21 protein-coding genes are annotated in these 18,263 nt (G+C 54.1%); all 21 read right to left on the bottom strand.

The genetic code is table 11. The annotated features are described in order from the left end of the window. Window positions 1–24: 24 nt before the first annotated feature. Window positions 25–1,404: a tRNA lysidine(34) synthetase TilS gene (gene tilS, locus ACLGL1_RS08780; protein WP_411008304.1), complete on the bottom strand. Its 1,380-nt coding sequence runs from the start codon at window positions 1,402–1,404 to the stop codon at window positions 25–27. Beyond that, window positions 1,397–2,299: a hypothetical protein gene (locus ACLGL1_RS08775; RefSeq protein WP_411008303.1), complete on the bottom strand. Its 903-nt coding sequence runs from the start codon at window positions 2,297–2,299 to the stop codon at window positions 1,397–1,399. Before ACLGL1_RS08775 ends, tilS begins: the two co-directional genes overlap by 8 nt. A gap of 56 nt (window positions 2,300–2,355) precedes the next feature. Then, complete coding sequence (locus tag ACLGL1_RS08770; RefSeq protein WP_408976677.1) at window positions 2,356–2,721, bottom strand: S1 RNA-binding domain-containing protein; 366 nt, start codon at window positions 2,719–2,721, stop codon at window positions 2,356–2,358. Window positions 2,722–2,798: 77 nt separating this feature from the next. Continuing rightward, window positions 2,799–3,191 (bottom strand): septum formation initiator family protein, encoded by a 393-nt coding sequence (locus ACLGL1_RS08765; RefSeq protein ID WP_411008302.1) that lies wholly within the window; start codon window positions 3,189–3,191, stop codon window positions 2,799–2,801. Window positions 3,192–3,207: 16 nt separating this feature from the next. Continuing rightward, window positions 3,208–3,453: an RNA-binding S4 domain-containing protein gene (locus ACLGL1_RS08760; protein ID WP_411008301.1), complete on the bottom strand. Its 246-nt coding sequence runs from the start codon at window positions 3,451–3,453 to the stop codon at window positions 3,208–3,210. Window positions 3,454–3,524: 71 nt separating this feature from the next. Beyond that, window positions 3,525–3,803: an HU family DNA-binding protein gene (locus ACLGL1_RS08755; protein ID WP_091790938.1), complete on the bottom strand. Its 279-nt coding sequence runs from the start codon at window positions 3,801–3,803 to the stop codon at window positions 3,525–3,527. A 150-nt stretch (window positions 3,804–3,953) separates the two neighbouring features. Then, window positions 3,954–5,540 carry an oligosaccharide flippase family protein gene (locus ACLGL1_RS08750; protein WP_411008300.1) on the bottom strand — a complete coding sequence of 529 codons (1,587 nt, stop codon included), beginning with the start codon at window positions 5,538–5,540 and terminating at the stop codon, window positions 3,954–3,956. Between the two features lie 15 nt (window positions 5,541–5,555). Continuing rightward, entirely contained in the window at window positions 5,556–6,839 is a 1,284-nt protein-coding gene (locus ACLGL1_RS08745; RefSeq protein ID WP_411008299.1) for an adenylosuccinate synthase, read from the bottom strand. A gap of 119 nt (window positions 6,840–6,958) precedes the next feature. Then, window positions 6,959–7,252 (bottom strand): barstar family protein, encoded by a 294-nt coding sequence (locus ACLGL1_RS08740; protein WP_411008298.1) that lies wholly within the window; start codon window positions 7,250–7,252, stop codon window positions 6,959–6,961. After that, complete coding sequence (locus tag ACLGL1_RS08735; protein ID WP_411008297.1) at window positions 7,249–7,740, bottom strand: ribonuclease domain-containing protein; 492 nt, start codon at window positions 7,738–7,740, stop codon at window positions 7,249–7,251. Before ACLGL1_RS08735 ends, ACLGL1_RS08740 begins: the two co-directional genes overlap by 4 nt. Further along, complete coding sequence (locus ACLGL1_RS08730; RefSeq protein ID WP_411008296.1) at window positions 7,737–8,672, bottom strand: ATP-binding protein; 936 nt, start codon at window positions 8,670–8,672, stop codon at window positions 7,737–7,739. The genes ACLGL1_RS08735 and ACLGL1_RS08730 overlap by 4 nt, the downstream gene beginning before the upstream one ends. 1 nt (window position 8,673) lies before the next feature. Next, on the bottom strand, window positions 8,674–9,534 hold the full coding sequence (locus tag ACLGL1_RS08725; protein ID WP_411008295.1) for a DnaD domain-containing protein: 861 nt from the start codon (window positions 9,532–9,534) through the stop codon (window positions 8,674–8,676). A gap of 50 nt (window positions 9,535–9,584) precedes the next feature. After that, the gene (locus ACLGL1_RS08720) at window positions 9,585–10,394 is read right to left on the bottom strand and encodes an Asp23/Gls24 family envelope stress response protein (protein WP_408976667.1); all 810 of its coding nucleotides are present in this window, start codon (window positions 10,392–10,394) and stop codon (window positions 9,585–9,587) included. A gap of 1 nt (window position 10,395) precedes the next feature. After that, entirely contained in the window at window positions 10,396–11,097 is a 702-nt protein-coding gene (gene sfsA, locus ACLGL1_RS08715; protein WP_411008294.1) for a DNA/RNA nuclease SfsA, read from the bottom strand. Window positions 11,098–11,233: 136 nt separating this feature from the next. Then, the gene (locus tag ACLGL1_RS08710; RefSeq protein WP_411008293.1) at window positions 11,234–12,031 is read right to left on the bottom strand and encodes a septal ring lytic transglycosylase RlpA family protein; all 798 of its coding nucleotides are present in this window, start codon (window positions 12,029–12,031) and stop codon (window positions 11,234–11,236) included. A 333-nt stretch (window positions 12,032–12,364) separates the two neighbouring features. Further along, window positions 12,365–12,712 (bottom strand): type II toxin-antitoxin system PemK/MazF family toxin, encoded by a 348-nt coding sequence (locus ACLGL1_RS08705; protein WP_411008315.1) that lies wholly within the window; start codon window positions 12,710–12,712, stop codon window positions 12,365–12,367. 25 nt (window positions 12,713–12,737) lie between these two features. Next, window positions 12,738–14,267: an NAD(P)H-hydrate dehydratase gene (locus ACLGL1_RS08700; protein ID WP_411008292.1), complete on the bottom strand. Its 1,530-nt coding sequence runs from the start codon at window positions 14,265–14,267 to the stop codon at window positions 12,738–12,740. 2 nt (window positions 14,268–14,269) lie between these two features. Next, window positions 14,270–14,635: a holo-ACP synthase gene (locus ACLGL1_RS08695; protein ID WP_411008291.1), complete on the bottom strand. Its 366-nt coding sequence runs from the start codon at window positions 14,633–14,635 to the stop codon at window positions 14,270–14,272. Window position 14,636: 1 nt separating this feature from the next. Next, the gene (gene glmM, locus ACLGL1_RS08690; protein WP_411008290.1) at window positions 14,637–15,980 is read right to left on the bottom strand and encodes a phosphoglucosamine mutase; all 1,344 of its coding nucleotides are present in this window, start codon (window positions 15,978–15,980) and stop codon (window positions 14,637–14,639) included. Window positions 15,981–15,993: 13 nt separating this feature from the next. Next, the gene (locus tag ACLGL1_RS08685) at window positions 15,994–17,169 is read right to left on the bottom strand and encodes a YbbR-like domain-containing protein (protein ID WP_411008289.1); all 1,176 of its coding nucleotides are present in this window, start codon (window positions 17,167–17,169) and stop codon (window positions 15,994–15,996) included. Then, window positions 17,166–17,987, bottom strand: a complete 822-nt coding sequence (gene cdaA, locus ACLGL1_RS08680) for a diadenylate cyclase CdaA (protein ID WP_411008288.1) — start codon at window positions 17,985–17,987, stop codon at window positions 17,166–17,168. The genes ACLGL1_RS08685 and cdaA overlap by 4 nt, the downstream gene beginning before the upstream one ends. Between the last annotated feature and the right edge of the window lie 276 nt (window positions 17,988–18,263).

The raw sequence follows: 18,263 nt of genomic DNA, 5'->3' as shown, positions 1-18,263 counted from the left end.
TCCTCCTCTAGTTGATATGGCCTGTTAATGATTGGTCACATCATTAAACTCGGCTCTTATATAAATACCCGTTTTCGCATGATTTCTTTCATTGAATAACGCTTCGTCACTTTTTGCCAATCCGGGTATCCACATCACTTGACCTGCTTGGTCACAAATCATAGGCCAGCGTGCACGCAAGCGGTGGGAAATGTGCTGGGCCTGGAAAACTTTTTTCAGCGCTTGGTGGCCTAAGCCGGGGCGCCGGATCACATCACCGGCCTGTCGGGTACGGACCCACAGGGGCCTGTCATCAGGTAAAAAGAAGTCCCAGAGAGAAGGGGCTGCAGGTGCAGTCCGACTGACTAAGAAATAACCGGGCCAGGTCGGTAGCCTAAGGGGCTCGCCCAGCTGCGGTTGCCAAAGGTCCGCCAAGAGCCCCTTCTCTTGCTGCGTTGCATCGCTTAAAACGATGTGGGTCTTTTCAATATACACCTTAATGCAGCCGCCGTCTATTGTTTTATCATTTTGTAGGGAATTTAAAACATCAATGACGGTATTCAGCTGGTAGGCATTGAAGGTCCCCTCACCAGCGGTCAATACTTGGCGGAGCCGGGTCAAGATGGCCTTTTGCACATAGGGGGGCTGGTCTTGTAAAAGGGGCCGGGGAAAGGCGATTTCTCCGGCGATAACCGGGCTGGCCTGGTCCATCAGGGGGACCAGCATCTGGTCCTCGACCAGGTCTGTCAATTCCTGCAGGTGCCTGGCCATCTGGTTCATATGACGGACGGCAGCCGGATTGATTCCCTCCATGAGGGGAACCAGGTCTTGCCGGATTCGGTTCCGGGTATAGCCGGTATCGGTATTGGTCTCATCAAGGGCAAAGGCAAGGCCCCGGGCTTGGCAGTAGGCCACCAGCGCATCTTTTCGTGCAAAAAGCAGGGGCCGGATGATGGGGCCCCGTTGAGGGGGCATGGCGGCCATCCCCCGGACCCCAGCGCCGCGCATCATATTAAAGAGGATGGTTTCTGCCCGGTCATCGGCATGGTGGCCCAGGGCAACTTTCGACAACCCCCAGCGGGCCATCACTTGCTGAAAGAGCTGGCGGCGGGCCTGGCGGCCGGCCGCTTCTTCACCGATTTTCTCTTTAGCGGCCAGCCGGCGGACCTGGCAGGTCCCATAAACGAGGGGGACCTGCTTCTGCCGGCAATAGGCAGTCACTGCCAGGGCCTCCGCCCCAGCCCCGGGCCGGAGCTGGTGGTTGAGGTGGACAGCCATCAGGGTAATCGGCCGGTCTTGCCGCAGACGGCAGAGCAGGTCGCAGAGGGCCATGGAGTCCGGCCCGCCGGACAGGGCGATGAGGATCCTGTCCCCATCTGCAATGAGCCCCTCTGCCTCTACAAAGGTCCGAAAGGCCTCATACATGACGCCCCTGCCCACTTTCTTCATATAAATCACTTAAGAGGAGGCCTTGGAGGCTATCCTTGGTCGATGCCAGGTAGCCCTCTATCCCCAAGGCCTTACAGACCAGGTCTAAGATAAGGAGGCCCGGTAAAATGGTATCCCGTCTTTCCGGGGCCAGGGTTGGAATGGCTGCCCGTTCCTCTGCCGTCATGCCAGCATAGGCGGCCATAAACCGTAGCCAGTCCAGCCGTTTAATAACAGCCTGGTGGATGGCCTGGGCATCGTAAGCCGCCAGGCCCAGAACAATGCCGGCCAGGGTCGTGAGCGTGCCGCCTACGCCAATACAGGTCCGGCCTTTGAGGTCAATCGTTTCCAGGTACCGGTCTAGGGCCGCTGCAAGGGCCTTGATTGCTTCCGGCCGGTCCTTTAATACCAGGCAGCCATAAGGAAAGCTCTGCGACTGAAACCGCCCCTCATGGTAGAAACTCAATTCGGTCGACCCACCGCCAATATCCAAAACGATGGCCTCGTCCCTGGAAACCGGCGCATCAAAGGTCGCCCCGGTGTAGCCGTAATAGCCTTCTTCAACTGGACTTAAAATCCGGACCGGTACCTGGACCAGGTCGGTTAACCGGTCGGTCAACTGGCGCGCATTCGGCGCTTGCCGGACCGCAGCCGTAGCGGTCACCAGCAAGTGACCGGGCCCCCTGGCCGCCACCGGTAGCTTTGGGTATAGAGACTGGACCGCCGCCAGGGTCCGGTCGATGGCCGCATCTGTTAAGCTGCCATCAGCTGCCCGGCCCTCAGCCAGGCGGCTAAAGGCCAGGTATTCCTTTTCTTCACGCAGTTTGCCGCCATCCAGCTCAGCTACAGCCAGCCGGACGCTATTGCTTCCAATATCAAAAACAGCCCGCATAATTGCCTCCTATGTAAAAACCACCTTTATCGCCCATGATAAAGGTGGTTTCAAAATTAATAGCGATTGCCGCTGCGACGTTTCGCATTCATATTCTTGTTCAGGGATGCCAGTTTCTCATCGCTGTCTTTCATAAAGCGCGAGATTTTATCCTCGAAACTCAGTGACGGGCGTTGTGGTTTTTTCTTTTCTTTGGCTCGTTTGATGGACAGGCTAATTTTGCCCTTATCATCTGTACTGACAACAAATACTTTAACGACATCATCAACCTTAAGAAAATCATTCACATCTTTCACAAAGCTGTCTGCGACCTCGGAAATATGGACCAAACCAGTATCCCCGGTCTCCAGTTTTACAAATGCGCCAAAATTTGTGATACCCGTGACTGTTCCTTTGAGAATCTGCCCTTTAGCAATGGACATAGATGGTGCAAGCCTCCCCTTAAAATTAATATTATTTTCTTATTCATTATAGAGTTGCCACATAAAACTGTCAATAGTTAGCCGGCAGGCCTAGCGTCTTTCTGGGTAATCAGCACTTCTCCAGGCTTGACCATGCCCAGTTCCTCCCGGGCCACTTCCTCTACCGCTTCATCGGTCTTCATATATAAAACATCTTCTTTGATATTTTCCTGCTCCTGAAGGGCCTCAATCCTTGTTTGAATGAGTTGGTTCTCCTGGGCCTTCAGGTCCACAATCAAGTAACACCCGGTCACAAAGGAAACGCTCAAGTAGAGCACCAGGAAAGCAAAGAAGACATTCCGCCAGCGCAACCGTTCAAAAGCACTCCTATAGGGCGTTTTTTCTTTTGGGCTAAAGAAAAACCGGCGGAAAATATCCGTCACATGCCGATTAAATAAAGGGTTGGCTGGTCTTTTAGCCTGTTCGATCACACCGGGCCCTCCTTCCCTATTGACGAATGATGCGATACAGCTGATCTGCCTCATTGGCCCGGACGGTTTCTTTTATATCAAGGACTTCCACCACCAGGGTCTTTTCACCGAAGCGGATGGCGATTTCATCACCGACTGCCACCTCGGTCCCGGCCTTGGCCACCCGGTCATTGACCGATACCTTGCCGGCTGTACAGACATCCTTGGCTACAGTACGCCGCTTGATTAAACGTGACACCTTTAAAAATTTATCTAACCGCATGCTGCCGCCTTTCTTGACCATGCACTTATGTAAAAAGACCTGCCAAGGCTTGACAGGTCCGTGAACTGCAATTATTTGCCAACAACCGCTTCTTTTAAAGATTTCCCAGCCTTGAATGCCGGAACCTTGGTTGCCGGAATAACAATCGGTTCTTTCGTTTGTGGGTTTTGCCCTTGACGTTCTTTGCGATCGCGCACTTCAAAAGTGCCGAACCCGACTAATTGTACTTTTTCACCATCAACTAAGGTTTCAGTAATGGCTTCAAATACAGCAGCAACTGATTTTTCTGCGTCTTTCTTAGTCAGACCCGATTTTTCAGCAACCTTAGCGACTAATTCGGATTTGTTCAAGTATAATCCCTCCCCAGATCAATTAGAAAAGTAAGAAGATGATTCCATAGCTTGCTTGCATTTTACCACATTATATAGGCAAATGAAAGCGTAAAAACAGTAAAAATGTGAACTTCAAGCGGTTTTCAAGGCCCTGTTAGCTAAAGCTCACTATTTTCCTGCCAATATATTTTTCAGCTTAGGCCCAACCTTGGGAATAGCCGCCAGGGTATCCAGGTCAATCCCCTTGATGGCGAAGAGCACCACAAAATAAGCCAGGCCAGCCAGCATAATAGCAAGGAGGCTCGCCCAAGAGGCTGAGACCCAGGTGGTCAGCATTCCATAGGTCCCATAGCAGAGGAGACCCATGACAAGGCTTGCCAGCAAGGGCTTAAGGAAGACCAGATAGGGGTCACACCAGCCCCAGCCAATGACCCCGGACAGGCGGATGACATTGAGGACAGCGGCACAGCCGAAGGCCAAGACCGTCGCTAAGGCTGCTCCGTTGGCCCCAAGGGCAGGATACCCGGTCAAGACCCAGGTCAGGGCAAACTTCAGTACCAGGCCCAGGAGCAGGTGGTACATGGGGATTAAGACCTTGCCCAAGCCCTGTAAGATACTGGCTGAGCACTGGTAGAGGCCAACGACAAAGACCGTAAAGGCCAGGGCCGCTAAAACACTGCCGGCTTTGGCATCATTGTATAAAAGAATGGAGATCCCGCTTGATAAGACGGCCAGCCCCATCGAGGCCGGTAGGACCAGGACCATGGTCAGCCGCATCCCCTGGCGGACATTGTGGAAAAGGGCATCCTGGTCATGCCGGGCCAGGGCGTCGGCAACGGCCGGCACCAGGCTGGCCGAAATAGCTGTGGTCACGATAAAGGGCAGGTTGATAATCGGCATGGCGTAGTTGGACAGGTAGCCCAGCTGGGCAATGGCCTCGCTATGGCCCAGCCCGGCAAATTCCAGCCGACGGGCCACCAGGGAGGAGTCGATAAAACTCGTCATCGGCAGCAAGAGGGCACCAATGGAAATCGGCACCGCATAATAGAGAAGCTGCTTTAAAAGAGCCCAGTCCCTAGCCAGGTCACGGCCGGGAAAGGGACCCTGGTCAGTCCGGTGCTTCCGTAAAAAGCGGACAAAGACAAGGGCCAGGAATAAGAAGCCACAAACGCCCCCGACCATGGACCCGAAGCTGGCCCCGGTCACCACATATTCCACCGGCTTGTGGAGGAGTAAAAAGAGGGACAATAAGATGGTCCCCACCCGGAAAAACTGCTCTAAAATCTGAGAAATAGCTGTCGGCACCATATTCTGTCGGCCTTGGAAAAAACCGCGAAAAACAGCCATCAGGCAGCTGAAGAGCATAGCCGGCGCCAGGGCCCGTAAAGACCAGGTAGCCCGGGGTTCATTAAAGTAGACGGTGGCAATCCAGGGGGCAGCCAGGAAAAAGAGGACCGCCGCCGCCAAGCCCAGGCAGGTCAAAAGGATTAAGGCCACCCGGACAATCCGAAGGCTTTCGCCCTTCTCGGCCCGTTCTTCACTCATGGCCACCAGTTTAGAAACAGCCAGGGGAATCCCGGCTGTTGATAGGGCAAAAATAATCGAGTAGATGGAGTAGCTCATACTGTAAATCCCGGCCCCTTCTGCCCCCACCATCCGGTTAAAGGGAACCCGGTAGGCGGCCGACAGGAATTTACCCAAGACACCGGCCAGGGTTAAAATCATCGCCCCACGAAAAAATGTTTTCTTTGCCATACTTATCCGTTTCGTTTAAAAAATAGCGTCGCGCACAATCGTTTCTTCACGACCGGGACCTACAGCTACAATTTTTACCGGAATCCCTGCCAGGGTTTCAATCCGGTTGACATAGTCTTGAGCAGCCTTGGGCAGGTCTTCGAAGCGGCGGCAGGCCGAGGTATCTTCCTGCCAGCCCGGCAGGCTTTCATAGATGGGCTCAACCCGTTCCAGGTCATCCAGGGAAGCCGGGAAGTGGTCAATGACCTGTCCGTCCAGGCGGTAGCCTGTGGCAATCTGGATGGTCTCGCAGCTATCCAGGACATCCAGTTTCATCAGGGCCAGGGCCGTCATACCGGACAAACGGATAGCATAGTTGACCACCGCCATGTCCAGCCAGCCGCACCGGCGGGTCCGGCCGGTCACGGTCCCAAATTCATGGCCCCGCTCCTGTAAAAGCTGGCCCATGTCATCTTCCAGCTCAGTCGGAAAAGGACCGGCCCCAACCCGGGTCGTATAAGCCTTGACAATCCCCAGGACATTCTGAATCTGCCAGGGGGCCACGCCGGCACCGACAGCCGCCCCGCCGGAAATAGGGTTGGAAGAGGTCACATAGGGGTAGGTCCCATGGTCTAAGTCCAGGAGGGTCCCTTGGGCCCCTTCAAACATGACCTTCTTACCGGCCGTTAGGGCCTCGTGTAAGAGCCAGGAGCTGTCACAGACCATGTCCTTCAAAAAGGCTATGTCTTCAGTCATCTCCCGGAGGACTTCGTCCACCTCAAAGGTTTTTTCCCCGTAAAGTTTGCTGAGCAGGTTATTTTTGATGGGCAGGACTTCTTCCAGCCGGCTTTTAAACCGGTCCGGGTCTAAAAGGTCTCCCATCCGCAAGCCAATCCGGGCACACTTATCCATATAGCAGGGGCCAATCCCATTCTTGGTGGTCCCGATTTTTAGGTTGCCCTTGGCCTTTTCTTCGCATTCATCCTGGAGGATGTGGTAGGGCATAATCAAGTGGCAGCGGTCGCTAATCCGCAGCCGAGAAACGTCTACCTTCCGTTCTTTTAAATAATCTAACTCCCGGCGCAGGACGTGGATATCCACCACGACCCCGTTGCCAATGACACAGGTGGCATTCCCGTTAATGATCCCGGAGGGAATGAGCCGCAGCTTGAATTCCTCACCGTTGACGACCACTGTATGTCCGGCGTTATTGCCGCCCTGGTAGCGGACAACCAGGTCCGCTTCTTCCGCCAGGTAGTCCGTCACCTTACCCTTACCTTCATCGCCCCATTGAGAGCCTAATAATACCAATCCCGGCATACCTTCACCTCATTTATCTCATTGATAGCCACTCTTTTTTTCTAAACATGCAAAAAACTCAAACAGCCTGATTATCGACCAGCTGTTTGAGTAGCGGTTTCCCGTTACACCTTATTCTATCAATTTTTACAGCCAGGGTCAATTGATGGTGGCATTTCATAGAATAAGCGGTTATTGGGGTTCTCTTGGACCAGGTCCCGAAAGAGGGCCAAGAGGGCATTGCCATAGGGGCCCAGGGCATCAACCATTTCATCAGCGTGTAAAAAGACCAGGGCCAGCCCACCACGTTCACTGAGCTCATCCCAGAGGGCATCTAAGTTTTCGCCATAATGGGCTGATAGGGTAAATTTTTCTTTAAGGTAAGTATGAATGGTGTCCCGGTCAAGCATTTCTCTGCCGTCAATAATAATCATGCCGGCCCCTCCTTTGTAACGTCTTCAAAATGGCGGTAGTGGTCTTGGGTATAGTAAATGTTGCCTTCATTATCATAGACCAGACGCTCTGGCCCCCGGGGGCCACCATCATAGTTGACATCGCATTCCTTGTAGCGCAGGCCCTCTCTGTCCGGCAAGTGCCTTTCCCTGTTGCCAAACCGGTCCCCGCCAATGGTGGCCATGGGGCCGAGGTCCCGGAGGTTCCCCTTTTCAGGCAGCCAGCCCCTTTCCCGGGCTTCCCGCTTGGTCAGGTAATTATCCGGCAAGTGGCCATAGGCCCGCAGGTAGGCCGCCACTGAAGGGGCATCTGTATAGGCCTGGTCCTCCTGGACGCTGACGACTTGGGCCTGCCGGCTTGCCATTTCCGGCCCTTGTCCATTGGAGCTGCCCGGTATGGAGCAGGCACAGAGGAGAATGGCCAGACACAAGCTCAGGGCCAGGCTGACTTTTTTCACTTTCTTCGTCATACCATATCCACCTCATTCGACCCTTTTAGCCGGCGGATACTCCCCTTTCTTTCTAAAAAGAAAAAGGTGGCCTTTTCAAAGATTCGGTCACTGAGCCGGGCCCCATAGCGGTCCGCAATTTCCTGGCCCTTGAGGTTGGTATTGATGAACCAGCTCCGCCGGCTGGCATTCCGGTCTTCAATGAGGTCAGTCAGCTGGGTAATGACAAATTCGCTGACCGACTCCCGGCCCAGGTCATCGATGACCAATAGGTCGCAGCTTTTGACCCGGTGCATCACTCGGCCGCTGCTGGCATCGTCGTAAAGGTCGTTGCGCAAATTTTCCATTAATTGATCGGCACGAACATAGGCAACGCTCAGGCCGCAATCCAGGGCCGCCTGGGCCGTGGCCAGGGCCAGGTGGGTCTTCCCCCGGCCGATATCCGCCCGGAGGACGACATTGCCCATGGGCACCCCCTGGGCCAGCTTACTGACGAAGGTCTTCAGCCGGTTGACCTTGTCAGCTGCATCAGTTTCCGGGGTATAAAGGCTGACGTCAAAGGACTCAAAGCGCATGTCCCCGGCATTGTCCGGTAGGCCGGCCTCCCGGTAGCGTCGGGCCCGCAGGTCCTTCTGCCGGCAGAGGCAGGGGCGGCCGTCCTTGGTCATCCCCCGGTCCTGGCAAATGGGGCAGTCCCAGTCCGGCTGGTAGACATCCGAGCTGATGCCATACTTAGCCAGGAGAGCCTCCTTTTGGGTCAGGATATCCTGATACCGCTGGTCCAGGCCTGGGACCAGGTCCGGGTCCTTAATGGCCTCCCGGACCAATCTGGCCACCAGCTTTTTCTGCTCCTTATCTAAGGCCGCCAGGTCCGGGTGGGCTGCATGGAGCCTGGTCACCCGTTCATCCCGGGCCCACTGCTTTTCCAGTCGTTTATTATTGATGTCCGACATATCATTCCTCCAAGCTATCGTAGTCTTCTGGAGCATGGTCGTCAAAATCACGGTTGCCGATCATCTTCCGCCGCCCCTTAATCCGCTCCTTGGCGGCTTTTTTATGACTTTTCCGTCGGTTGGCCACGTCCTGAGGGGTGGAAAGGCCTTCCGCCTGCCAATTGTCCAGGACCCGGTCGACATAACCGATGGAGGGATTATCCGCATTGATGGTTTCATCTGCGGCCAGGAGGATCATTTCATGGCTGAAATGCCAATCCCGCTGCCATTTTTGGTAGTAATTTTTTTGGGCCTCTGTCGGTTGGTTGTACTTGCCCAGCCGCTGCAAGACCTCTTTGACCTTTTTAACCCCGTAATCCAACTGACTACAGAAGTCTTTTAATTCGGGAAGGGTCTTAACCCCGGCCTGGAAGGCCATCTGGCAAAAGCCTGCAAAGCTATAGTAGCGGCGCCGGTAATTCGCAGCGTAAAAGGCAAAGGCCTGGTAGACAACTTCCTCGGGCCAACCGTATTTTTGCAGGACTTGCAGGAGGTCCCTTTTATCTTTTTCCGATAAGAACCGGCCACTCTCTTGCTCATACCGTTTGACCAGGCGGGCATAGACCGTTGGCAGGGGTTGAGGCTGGGGCTTTTGCTGGCTTTTACCCCCCTCGACCAGTTGCAGCATGGGTTCAAAGGAAATACTCTGCCCCTCCCGGGCCACCAGGCCCCGGGTTTCCAAGAGCTCACAGGCCCGGTTACCCTTGACATCTGCCGGTTTGACCTCGCCTTCCAAATATAATAGGTAGCAAAGGGCCCCCCATTCCTCTAAGGTCAGGTCCATCCCATCCAAATACGCCAATAAGCGGCGCGGAATGGCCACTGCCCCGCCTTGCAGGAACCAGTTTAATAATTGTGCCAGTGCCCTCACCCCTAGTCTTTATAAATACCGGTTATCCGGACGTCAATAGACCGTACCGTCAAGCCGGTGATATGCTCTACTGTCTGAATGGCCTCTTCCTGGAAGGCCTGGACGGCCAGCTGGATGGGCGTGCCAAAGCGAACGGTTGCTTCGCATTGGATGGTGACCCCCAGGTCACTAATATTGACCCCTGTTTTAACCCCTTGGCCCAGGCGTTCATGCTGTTTGGCCAGGTGGTTGACCAGTTGAATGACCACTTGTTCGGAAATACTGACCTGGCCAAATTGAGAAAACCGGGGCCGGACGATGGATTTTTCACTGGGCTGGTCCTTGCCCTTCTTCCGCTTAAAGAGGTCTTTAAAGGGACGGATCCAGATGCCCGGAAAATTTTGCCGGACCTCAACAGCCGGCAAGGGGATGACATGCTTCCCCTCTTGGCGCATTTGTTGGGCCAGCTGGATTTCTTCCGGGCTGACCACATTATGAATAAAAATAATCTGCTTTAAGGGGGGAAGGTTGAGGGACTGCCCGACCCGGTCTATCATATGCTCACTGGTCCCCAGAAGCAGGAGCTTTTTAGGATTTTCCTTCTGCAGAGTTTCCCGCATGTCCGCGGCAGCTTTGGGGTCTAAGAAAATAGCTGTTTTAACAGCCGCCACCAGAGTTGGTTCAGCCTTGGCCGACTGGCCGGCAATCTTTTTGCCCCGGTGAATAAGTAGGCCATCATCGATGATGTACTCGATATCATATTGTTGGGCCACTTCCATTGCGTGGTGGCTCTTGCCGGTACCACTCGGGCCGATTAATGCATACACATCCATTTCAACTGCGCCCCCAATCAATCGGTAAAAAACCCTCGAAAAAGGCTTCCCGGTCTGTAAACCGAGACTTCATCGCTATAATATCCAGGCCGGCTTCACGGGCCTGGGCCATGGCATCTGCCAATAAGGGGTCATTGGCCCGGTTAAAGGCCAGGTCCTTGACCGCCTGCCCCATGGTAACCAGAAGGATAACACACCGGTAACCGGCCTGGCTGAGCTTGATAAGGGTTTCCACATGGTGGCGCCCCCTTTCCGTTGGGGCATCCGGGAAGAAGGCCGTATCCCCGATTTTATAATTCGCCGATTTGACCTCTAGGACGGTAGGCCTACCGGGGGCCTCCCTGAAAAAGTCAAAGCGCTCGCTGCCTATTTTAAGCTCAGGCCGCCAGTCACCAGCCAGTAGATAGTCCTTTAAGAGACCTTCCTGGAGCCAACTGGCAGTCAGGTAATTGGCGTATACCGCCCGCAAGCAGACCCAGGCCCCTGCCTGATCAATGAGAAAAAGGTCGTACTTGGTCTTTCGGGCCGGGTTGGTTGCCCGGGCTATTTTTACCGGGCAACCGGGAATTAAAAGTTCCCGCATCCGGCCTGTATTGGCCAGGTGGGCATCGGCCAGGCTTCCGTCCGGTAACTCGACTTCAGCAATGAAACGGTTGCGCCGGTTGATAAAAACAGCATCTTCTAATATAGGTAACTTAATCATGGCCCCTCCTTCCATCTATTATACTTAAATTTCTTTTCAATTACCACGTCAATAGGCCACCTTGGCCAGGGTAGGCACAAAAATCCCCCAGCCGGGGCCCTCAAGGGCCAGCTGCTGGGGGATAAAAAGACTTGACTTAGCCGATAATTTCAAGATTGACCGGTGCAACGCCACTGGAAATCATGCCTAACTGCTGGGCAGCAGCCATAGACAAGTCAATGACCCGGCCGGGGGCAAAGGGGCCCCGGTCTGTAATCCGGACAACGACAGCGGTACCATTATTTAAGTTGGTCACCTTGACCCGGGTACCGAAGGGCAGGGTCTTATGGGCAGCGGTTAAGTCATACATGTTAAAGCGCTCACCGCTGGCGGTGTAGTTGCCGTGTAAGGCTGCGCCATACCAGGTAGCCTGGCCGGATTCATAGTAGCTGGTTTTGGGAGCTTCAACCATCGGTTCAACGGGCTTGGGTTCAGGGACATAGACCTCTAAGGAGCGCAGGCCAACCTGCCCGTTTTCAGAAGAAGGGGTAATAGCGATGGCCCCGCTTTGCCGGTTAACACTGACGGCGGCCTGGTCAATAACATCCATCAAGAAGTGGAGGGGTACCATGAGGGACCCGTTGATGTTGTCATAGCCAAAGACCCGGTCGCCGGAGCTTAAGGTCTTGCTTTCAGGGTTCACAATCAGCTGGTAGCTTTGGTCGCCGGTGGAAAGAACTAACTTGGTCCGGGTTTCGTCGGCCACCCATTTAACCTGGATACCTGCCAATTCAAGGACAGACCGGACCGGGTAATAGGTCAGGTCACCAGACTTTTGCACCTGGTCAACCTTATCCCAGATGAAGGGTTGGGCTGCTTGGGCGGCTCCGGCATTGGTCAATAAAAAGGCCCCCATTGCTAAACCGGCAATGATGGACTGAATGGTTTTTTTCATAATTGGTACTTCCTCCTTGTAAAAACTAATCCGCTTGGCATTTTACGGGAAGTTCACCGTCTTGGCAAGGTCGGAGCCGAAAAAGACAAATGCCCTTTTTTTGAGCGGGCAGGCCCCTAATGGGGTCGAGGGCGGAGGACAAAAAAAGAGCGCAACCAGGGCCTTTTTCAGGCATCTGGTTACGCTTTCACTTTTTTATAAAAGGGGGCTGGCGGCCCGCCAAGGACGGCTCCAGCAAATCGTTTTGTTTAATGCTTGGCATAAAATAAACTTAGGCGAAACAAAAAGGTTACAAATCCGACTTTTTCATAACCAGCCGGCAAAAGTGACAATTTATTTACTCCCGCACAAGCCCAGGCTGATTTTCAAGGCCCGGTCCACCCGGTCTAAGAGGTCCCGGTCGATATGGCATACCTTCTTATGTAAACGACTCTTATCAATGGTTCGAATTTGTTCGGCCAGGATGATGCTGCCGGCCTCGAAATCCTTATGCTCTTGAGAAATCGGGATGTGGGTAGGGATATGGCCATGTTCGGTTTTTGTGGTAATCGGCAAGATAATGGTTGTGGGGCTGTGGTAATTGCCTACGTCATTTTGCACAATCAGCACCGGCCGAAAGCCATTTTGCTCGCAACCGACGACCGGGCTCAAGTCGGCATAGTAGACATCGCCCCTGGTCAGGGTCCGCTTGTGTTTTTGACATGTTTCATTTCCCACGGCGCAACTCCTTGGCAATTTCCTGAATTAAATCGCCGGCCAGGGTACTGTCTTCCCCATAGATATCTGCACAATTTCGACCACACTGGCCATGGAGGGCAACAGCTGTGGTCGCTGCTTCAAAGGGGCTCAAGCCCTGGCCAATCAGGGCGGTAATCATCCCCGCCAGGACATCGCCTGAGCCGGCGGTTGCCAGGGCCGGCGAATTAATGCTATTGACAGCTGCCTGGCCATCTGCTGCTGCGACTACGGTCTGAAAGCCTTTAAGGACCAGGGTCACCCGGTATTCTTCCGCAAAGGCTCGGGCCGCTTCAAGCCGGGAAACTTTGGGGTCATAGCTCTCTCCACATAAGCGCTTAAATTCTCCCGGGTGGGGGGTTAAAACCAGGTCTCGAGTGGCCTCCTTTAATCCGTCAAGGCCCAGGCGGGCCAATAGGGACAGGCCATCGGCATCAAGGACCAGGGGCTGGTCTCCCTGGTCCAGTAAGTAGCGCAGGGTCTCCTCCTTGGCCTCATCCAGACCAAGGCCCGGCCCCAGGCAAAGGACATTGGCCCGGGCCAGGAGCCAGTCCAGAGCCGAAGGGCTGGGCCACTGGACCGGCCGGACCATGGCTTCGGGCATCACCGTCGATACGGCGTGAAAGATCCGCTTATCGGCTAGAACGCTCACCAAGCCGGCACCGGTCCGGAGGGCGGCTTGGGCGGTCAGGACCGCTGCCCCACTCATACCGACAGACCCGGCAATGATACCGACGTGGCCAAACTGGTGCTTGTAGCAGTCAGCCGGTCGTTTATCCTTCTTCACTTTTGCGTCAGCAGCAGTGAGGAGGCTGGTTTTAACGGCCAGGGAATCTGCCACTTCCGACGGTATGCCGATATCCAGGACCTGGACCCGGCCACAGACGTCAGGCCCCCGACCGGCATAAAAACCGACCTTGGGCAGGGTCAGGGCCAGGGTATCCGTACACTCAAGAACCGCCCCCTCCACTTGGCCATTGTCGGCATTGAGCCCGCTGGGACAGTCGATGGCCACAACCGGCAGGTCCCGTTCATTGGCAATGTCAACGATTTCCGTCACCAGGGCTGATAGGGGCCGGTCCAACCCTACGCCGAAGAGGGCGTCAATGAGGAGGTCACAGTGGTTTAAGTTGGCCTTCAGGAGGCGGAGCTGGCCTTCTCTATGAATATCAAAAACCCGGATGGACAAGTGGTCGATGATCTCCCGGTTGACCCCATGGTCAATACTCGTCTTCTGATCGCTGCTTTCATTAACTATGTATACGGCGACTTTAGCGCCTTTTAAGTGGAGCATTCTTGCCACGGCCAACCCATCTCCACCATTGTTGCCCGGGCCGCATAAGACAATAATCCGGCGGTCCATCAGGTCTTCATAAGTCTCAAATAGGGTCTCCGTAATGCTGCGCGCTGCATTTTCCATTAGGATGAGAGATGGAAAGCGCCACTGGTCAATGGCCCGCGCATCAATTTCTTTCATCTCCTGTCGATTGACTAAATACAAGCTTATCCCTCCAGTATGACTACCGCCGTTGCATAGTCCCTTTCATGGCTCAGGCTTACATGCCAGGTCCCGGCACCCAGGTTGTGGGCAATCTCTGTCGCCCTTTCACTCAGCCGGAGGACCGGCCGACCGGCCTGGTCCCGGTCGATGACCAGGTCATGCCAGCTCAGGGGCCCTATACCGGTGCCCAGGGCCTTTAGGCCGGCTTCCTTGGCCGCAAACCGGGCAGCCAGTCGTTCCGCCGACTGACCAACATAGGTCACTTCCTCCGGGGTGCAAATCCGGTCACACAAAGACCCGTGGCGCGACCACACTTGGCGGATCCGCGCCACAGAACAAATATCCGTCCCCAGTCCAATAATGGCCATGTCAGCCAATCGCTTTCTCAATGGTCTGGGCAATATCCTGGGCCAGGCGGTCAATGGTCGCCTTATCCTTCCCTTCAACCATCACCCGAAGAACCGGCTCCGTCCCGGAGGCCCGGACCAGGATCCGACCTTCATCGCCCAGGCTGGCCTCTGCCTGACGGATGGCCCCTTGAATACTGACATCTGCTTCCCAGCCCTGCTTATCCTCTACTTGAACGTTAACCAGGGTTTGGGGGAGTTTTTCCATGGAGGCGGCTAAGTCCTTCAGGCTCTTCTCTTCTCTAGCCATAATATTTAAGAGCATAATAGCCGAGAGGAGCCCATCCCCAGTGCTGTTAATTTTTCTAAAAATAATATGCCCGGACTGCTCGCCCCCGATGACCCCATCATGGGCCATCAGGGCTTCATTGACATACCGGTCCCCGACCTTGGTTTCCACCAGCTCAATGCCCGCTGCCTGCATAGCCAGCTTTAAGCCCAGATTGCTCATAACTGTCACCACCAGAAGGTTGGGTTCCAGGGCCCCCCGTCGGTGAAAATCATGGGCGTAAATAGACATCAATTGGTCCCCATCCACCAGGTCTCCATCTGCTGTGACGGCTAAAAACCGGTCGGCATCGCCGTCAAAGGCCAGGCCAATATCGGCCCCCTGGCTTTTCACTGCTGCGATGAGCCCTTCTGTATGGGTTGACCCACACTGGTGATTTATATTCCGGCCATCGGGTTCATGGCCAATCATGATGGTTTCCAGCCCCAGACTGGTGAATAAGTGGTCGGCAATAGGGCTGGCAGACCCATTGGCACAGTCAACGACAGCCTTGAGTGAAAGGGCCTCAAAGCTGGCCTGGCCTAAAAGAAAGGCCTCATAGCGATGGATGGCCTCCCGGTCATCGGTGACAGTCCCCAGGGCCTCTACAGGCGCATAGCCAATAGGCTCTTGGCTTTTTACCAGGGCCTCGATTTCATCTTCAACGGCATCGCTGAGCTTAAGACCGTCCTGGTTGAAAAACTTAATCCCATTGTCCCAGTAAGGGTTGTGGGAGGCGGAAATAACAACCCCAGCCACAGCCCCTTTTTCACGGACCAGCCAGGCCACAGCCGGGGTAGGAATGAGCCCACAGGTCACGACATCAATCCCGGTCGAAGTCAGCCCGGCGGTTAAAGCGGCTTCCAACATTTGGCCGGACAGGCGGCTATCCCGGCCGATAACGATTTTCTTATGGGTTTCAGCAGCGTCCTTTGCTAGGACCCTGCCAGCTGCTTGGCCCAGCCGGAAAGCCAACTCCGGCGTCAACACTTCGCCAACTTTCCCCCGCACGCCATCTGTTCCAAATAATCTGCTCATATTGGTCTCCTAATTATGTGATCGTTAAAGTCAATCGCTGGGGACTTACTTCTTCCACCGGCGATCCGTCATCGCTATATACATGGACATCTACGACATGTTTGCCGACCCCCAGGCCGGTCGCATCGACAGAGGCCTGGAGATAGGTTGTATTGCTTTTCGGAACCAGCTTGACTTTGACCGTCGTCTGGTCTAAGCGGCCGGTTAAGCCGGGACTGAGCTGACTGATCTCAACGGGGACCTCCTTTTGGCTGACGGTCCCCTCTCGTGAAGCAAAAATCAGGCTCACCCGGATATTATCTGGTTCAATAACGGTAATCCCCTCCGGGATATTTAAGCCTACGCTGACCTGCTGGTCTTTCTGCATCCCGGAAATATCGATGGGGTTGGTCGCCACTTGGTCAATATCCGCCAGCCGGCTGGCAGCCCCTTTAATGGTAACGGTTTCAGGTGCGGCTAGGGCCGACTTGAGTACATAGCCCTCTCCGGCTGTGCCATTAATCGTAACCACCACCGGGACGGCCTTTTCTTCTACAGCATCATCCAGGCTGATCACCAGGCGCACGGTACCGGGCTTGACTTCCACCCCCGGTAAATTAAGGGCTTGCCCATTTCGGTCCAGGAGGACGACCGGACAATCCAGGCTGGTGGACTCATAGAGGTCCGCCAGGTTCACCTGGACCACTGCCTTGCTCACCTGCTTGGTCAGCCAGGGGTCACCGGCAATGAAAACCTCCCGAGGCTGGGCCTGGTACTTCTTCACCTTGCCGCCATTGGGCAGCTGGCCGGTTTCCAGGACCTGAACAGGCAGGCGTTTCCCATCCAACCGCTCAGCGGTCACGACAATTTCCCGGGGCGATACCTTGGTCACCTGGACATGATTGGGCGACTTGACCATCACCGGGACGGTATTATCCCCCACCTTCACCTTGCTTAGGTTTACCGAAGCGGTAAAGTCACCGGCGGTCAGGCTGTCAAACTGGTTGGACCTGGCCCGGACGGTAATGGATACCTGCTTGGTCGGGCTGTTCACAGACATTTCCCCATCTAAGTGTTCGTAAGTGACCGGCACCTGAAAGAAACGGGTTTCAAAGGGGTTTTTTTCAATCCCGACATAAAACCAAAGTAAAATAGCCAGGGCCAGGGCAATGACCTTCAGTCCCGGATTTTTTATTTCCAGCTTTTTCATTGAAACACCTTCCATTTCTTCCAAAACGGAACTTGGGCTTCATGCTGAATGAGCATTTCCTGTAAAAATTGGTTGGTCTCTTTAAAGGACATATCGTAAGTCAGCTTGCCATCACAGGCAATAGAAATACTGCCTGTTTCTTCAGAAACAATGCAAACCACGGCATCGCTCACTTCAGACAGGCCAATCCCTGCCCGGTGACGGGTCCCCAAGGCCTTGGAAATATTCCGATTATCTGAAAGTGGCAGGTAGCAGCTGGCCGCCACAATCCGGTCACCATCAATGATAACCGCCCCATCATGGAGGGGGGTGTTGACGACAAAAATATTGTTCAGTAAGGCGGTCGACACCAGGGCATCCAATTGGATGCCGGTCGCTGTATATTCTTCTAACCGACTTTCTCGCGCTAAAACGATTAAAACCCCGGTCCGGGTACTGGAAGCTGCATGTAAGCAGCCCATAATCCGGTCAATCCGCCGGAGAACAGCCTCTTCCTCCTCATTGACCCGTCGCCTGCGCCAGACCTTGCCTTTCCCAAGCTTTTCCAAGGCCCGCCGGAGTTCCGGGGCAAAAATAACCGGAATGGCCACAATGAGCATCCGCTGCATCTGGACCAGGACCCAGTTAATAGTTGAAAGGCCGATGAGCTCACTAAAGGCACTAAAGGCAATCAGGACAAGGATCCCCTTGGCCAGCTGCTCTGCCCGTGTACCGGCTATCATTTCTATGATTTTATAAATAGCAAAGGCGATAATCAGGATATCCAGAATATTAATCGGATAAACAATCGCCGGTAAACCTTCCCAAAAGCTTTGCATAGCCAAACCTTTCTGTAAAATATGAGGATGGTGGACTGAATTCGCTTACTCTAGTGTACAACAATTAGCTCTTTTTTTCATCCGTAAAAACCCCTCGTTGGCCAGTTCCGCTAAAATTCTTTCTTTCACATGTAAGAGCCTGACATAAATAAAAAAGCCTGAGCCTCCAGCTGCGGCCAGAGGTACAGGCATCATCTTACTTATACTTTTTCATTATATCTTGCTTATTCTCTTTTGGATTTTTATTATCTTCTTCAGCTGGGATATCTTTTCATA

It is taken from the genome of Peptococcus simiae, from assembly GCF_046569735.1.
GTDB classification, from domain to species: domain Bacteria; phylum Bacillota; class Peptococcia; order Peptococcales; family Peptococcaceae; genus Peptococcus; species Peptococcus simiae_A.
Note: the sequence above shows the minus strand (reverse complement) of the source record. Positions and strands in the feature narration are given on the sequence as shown.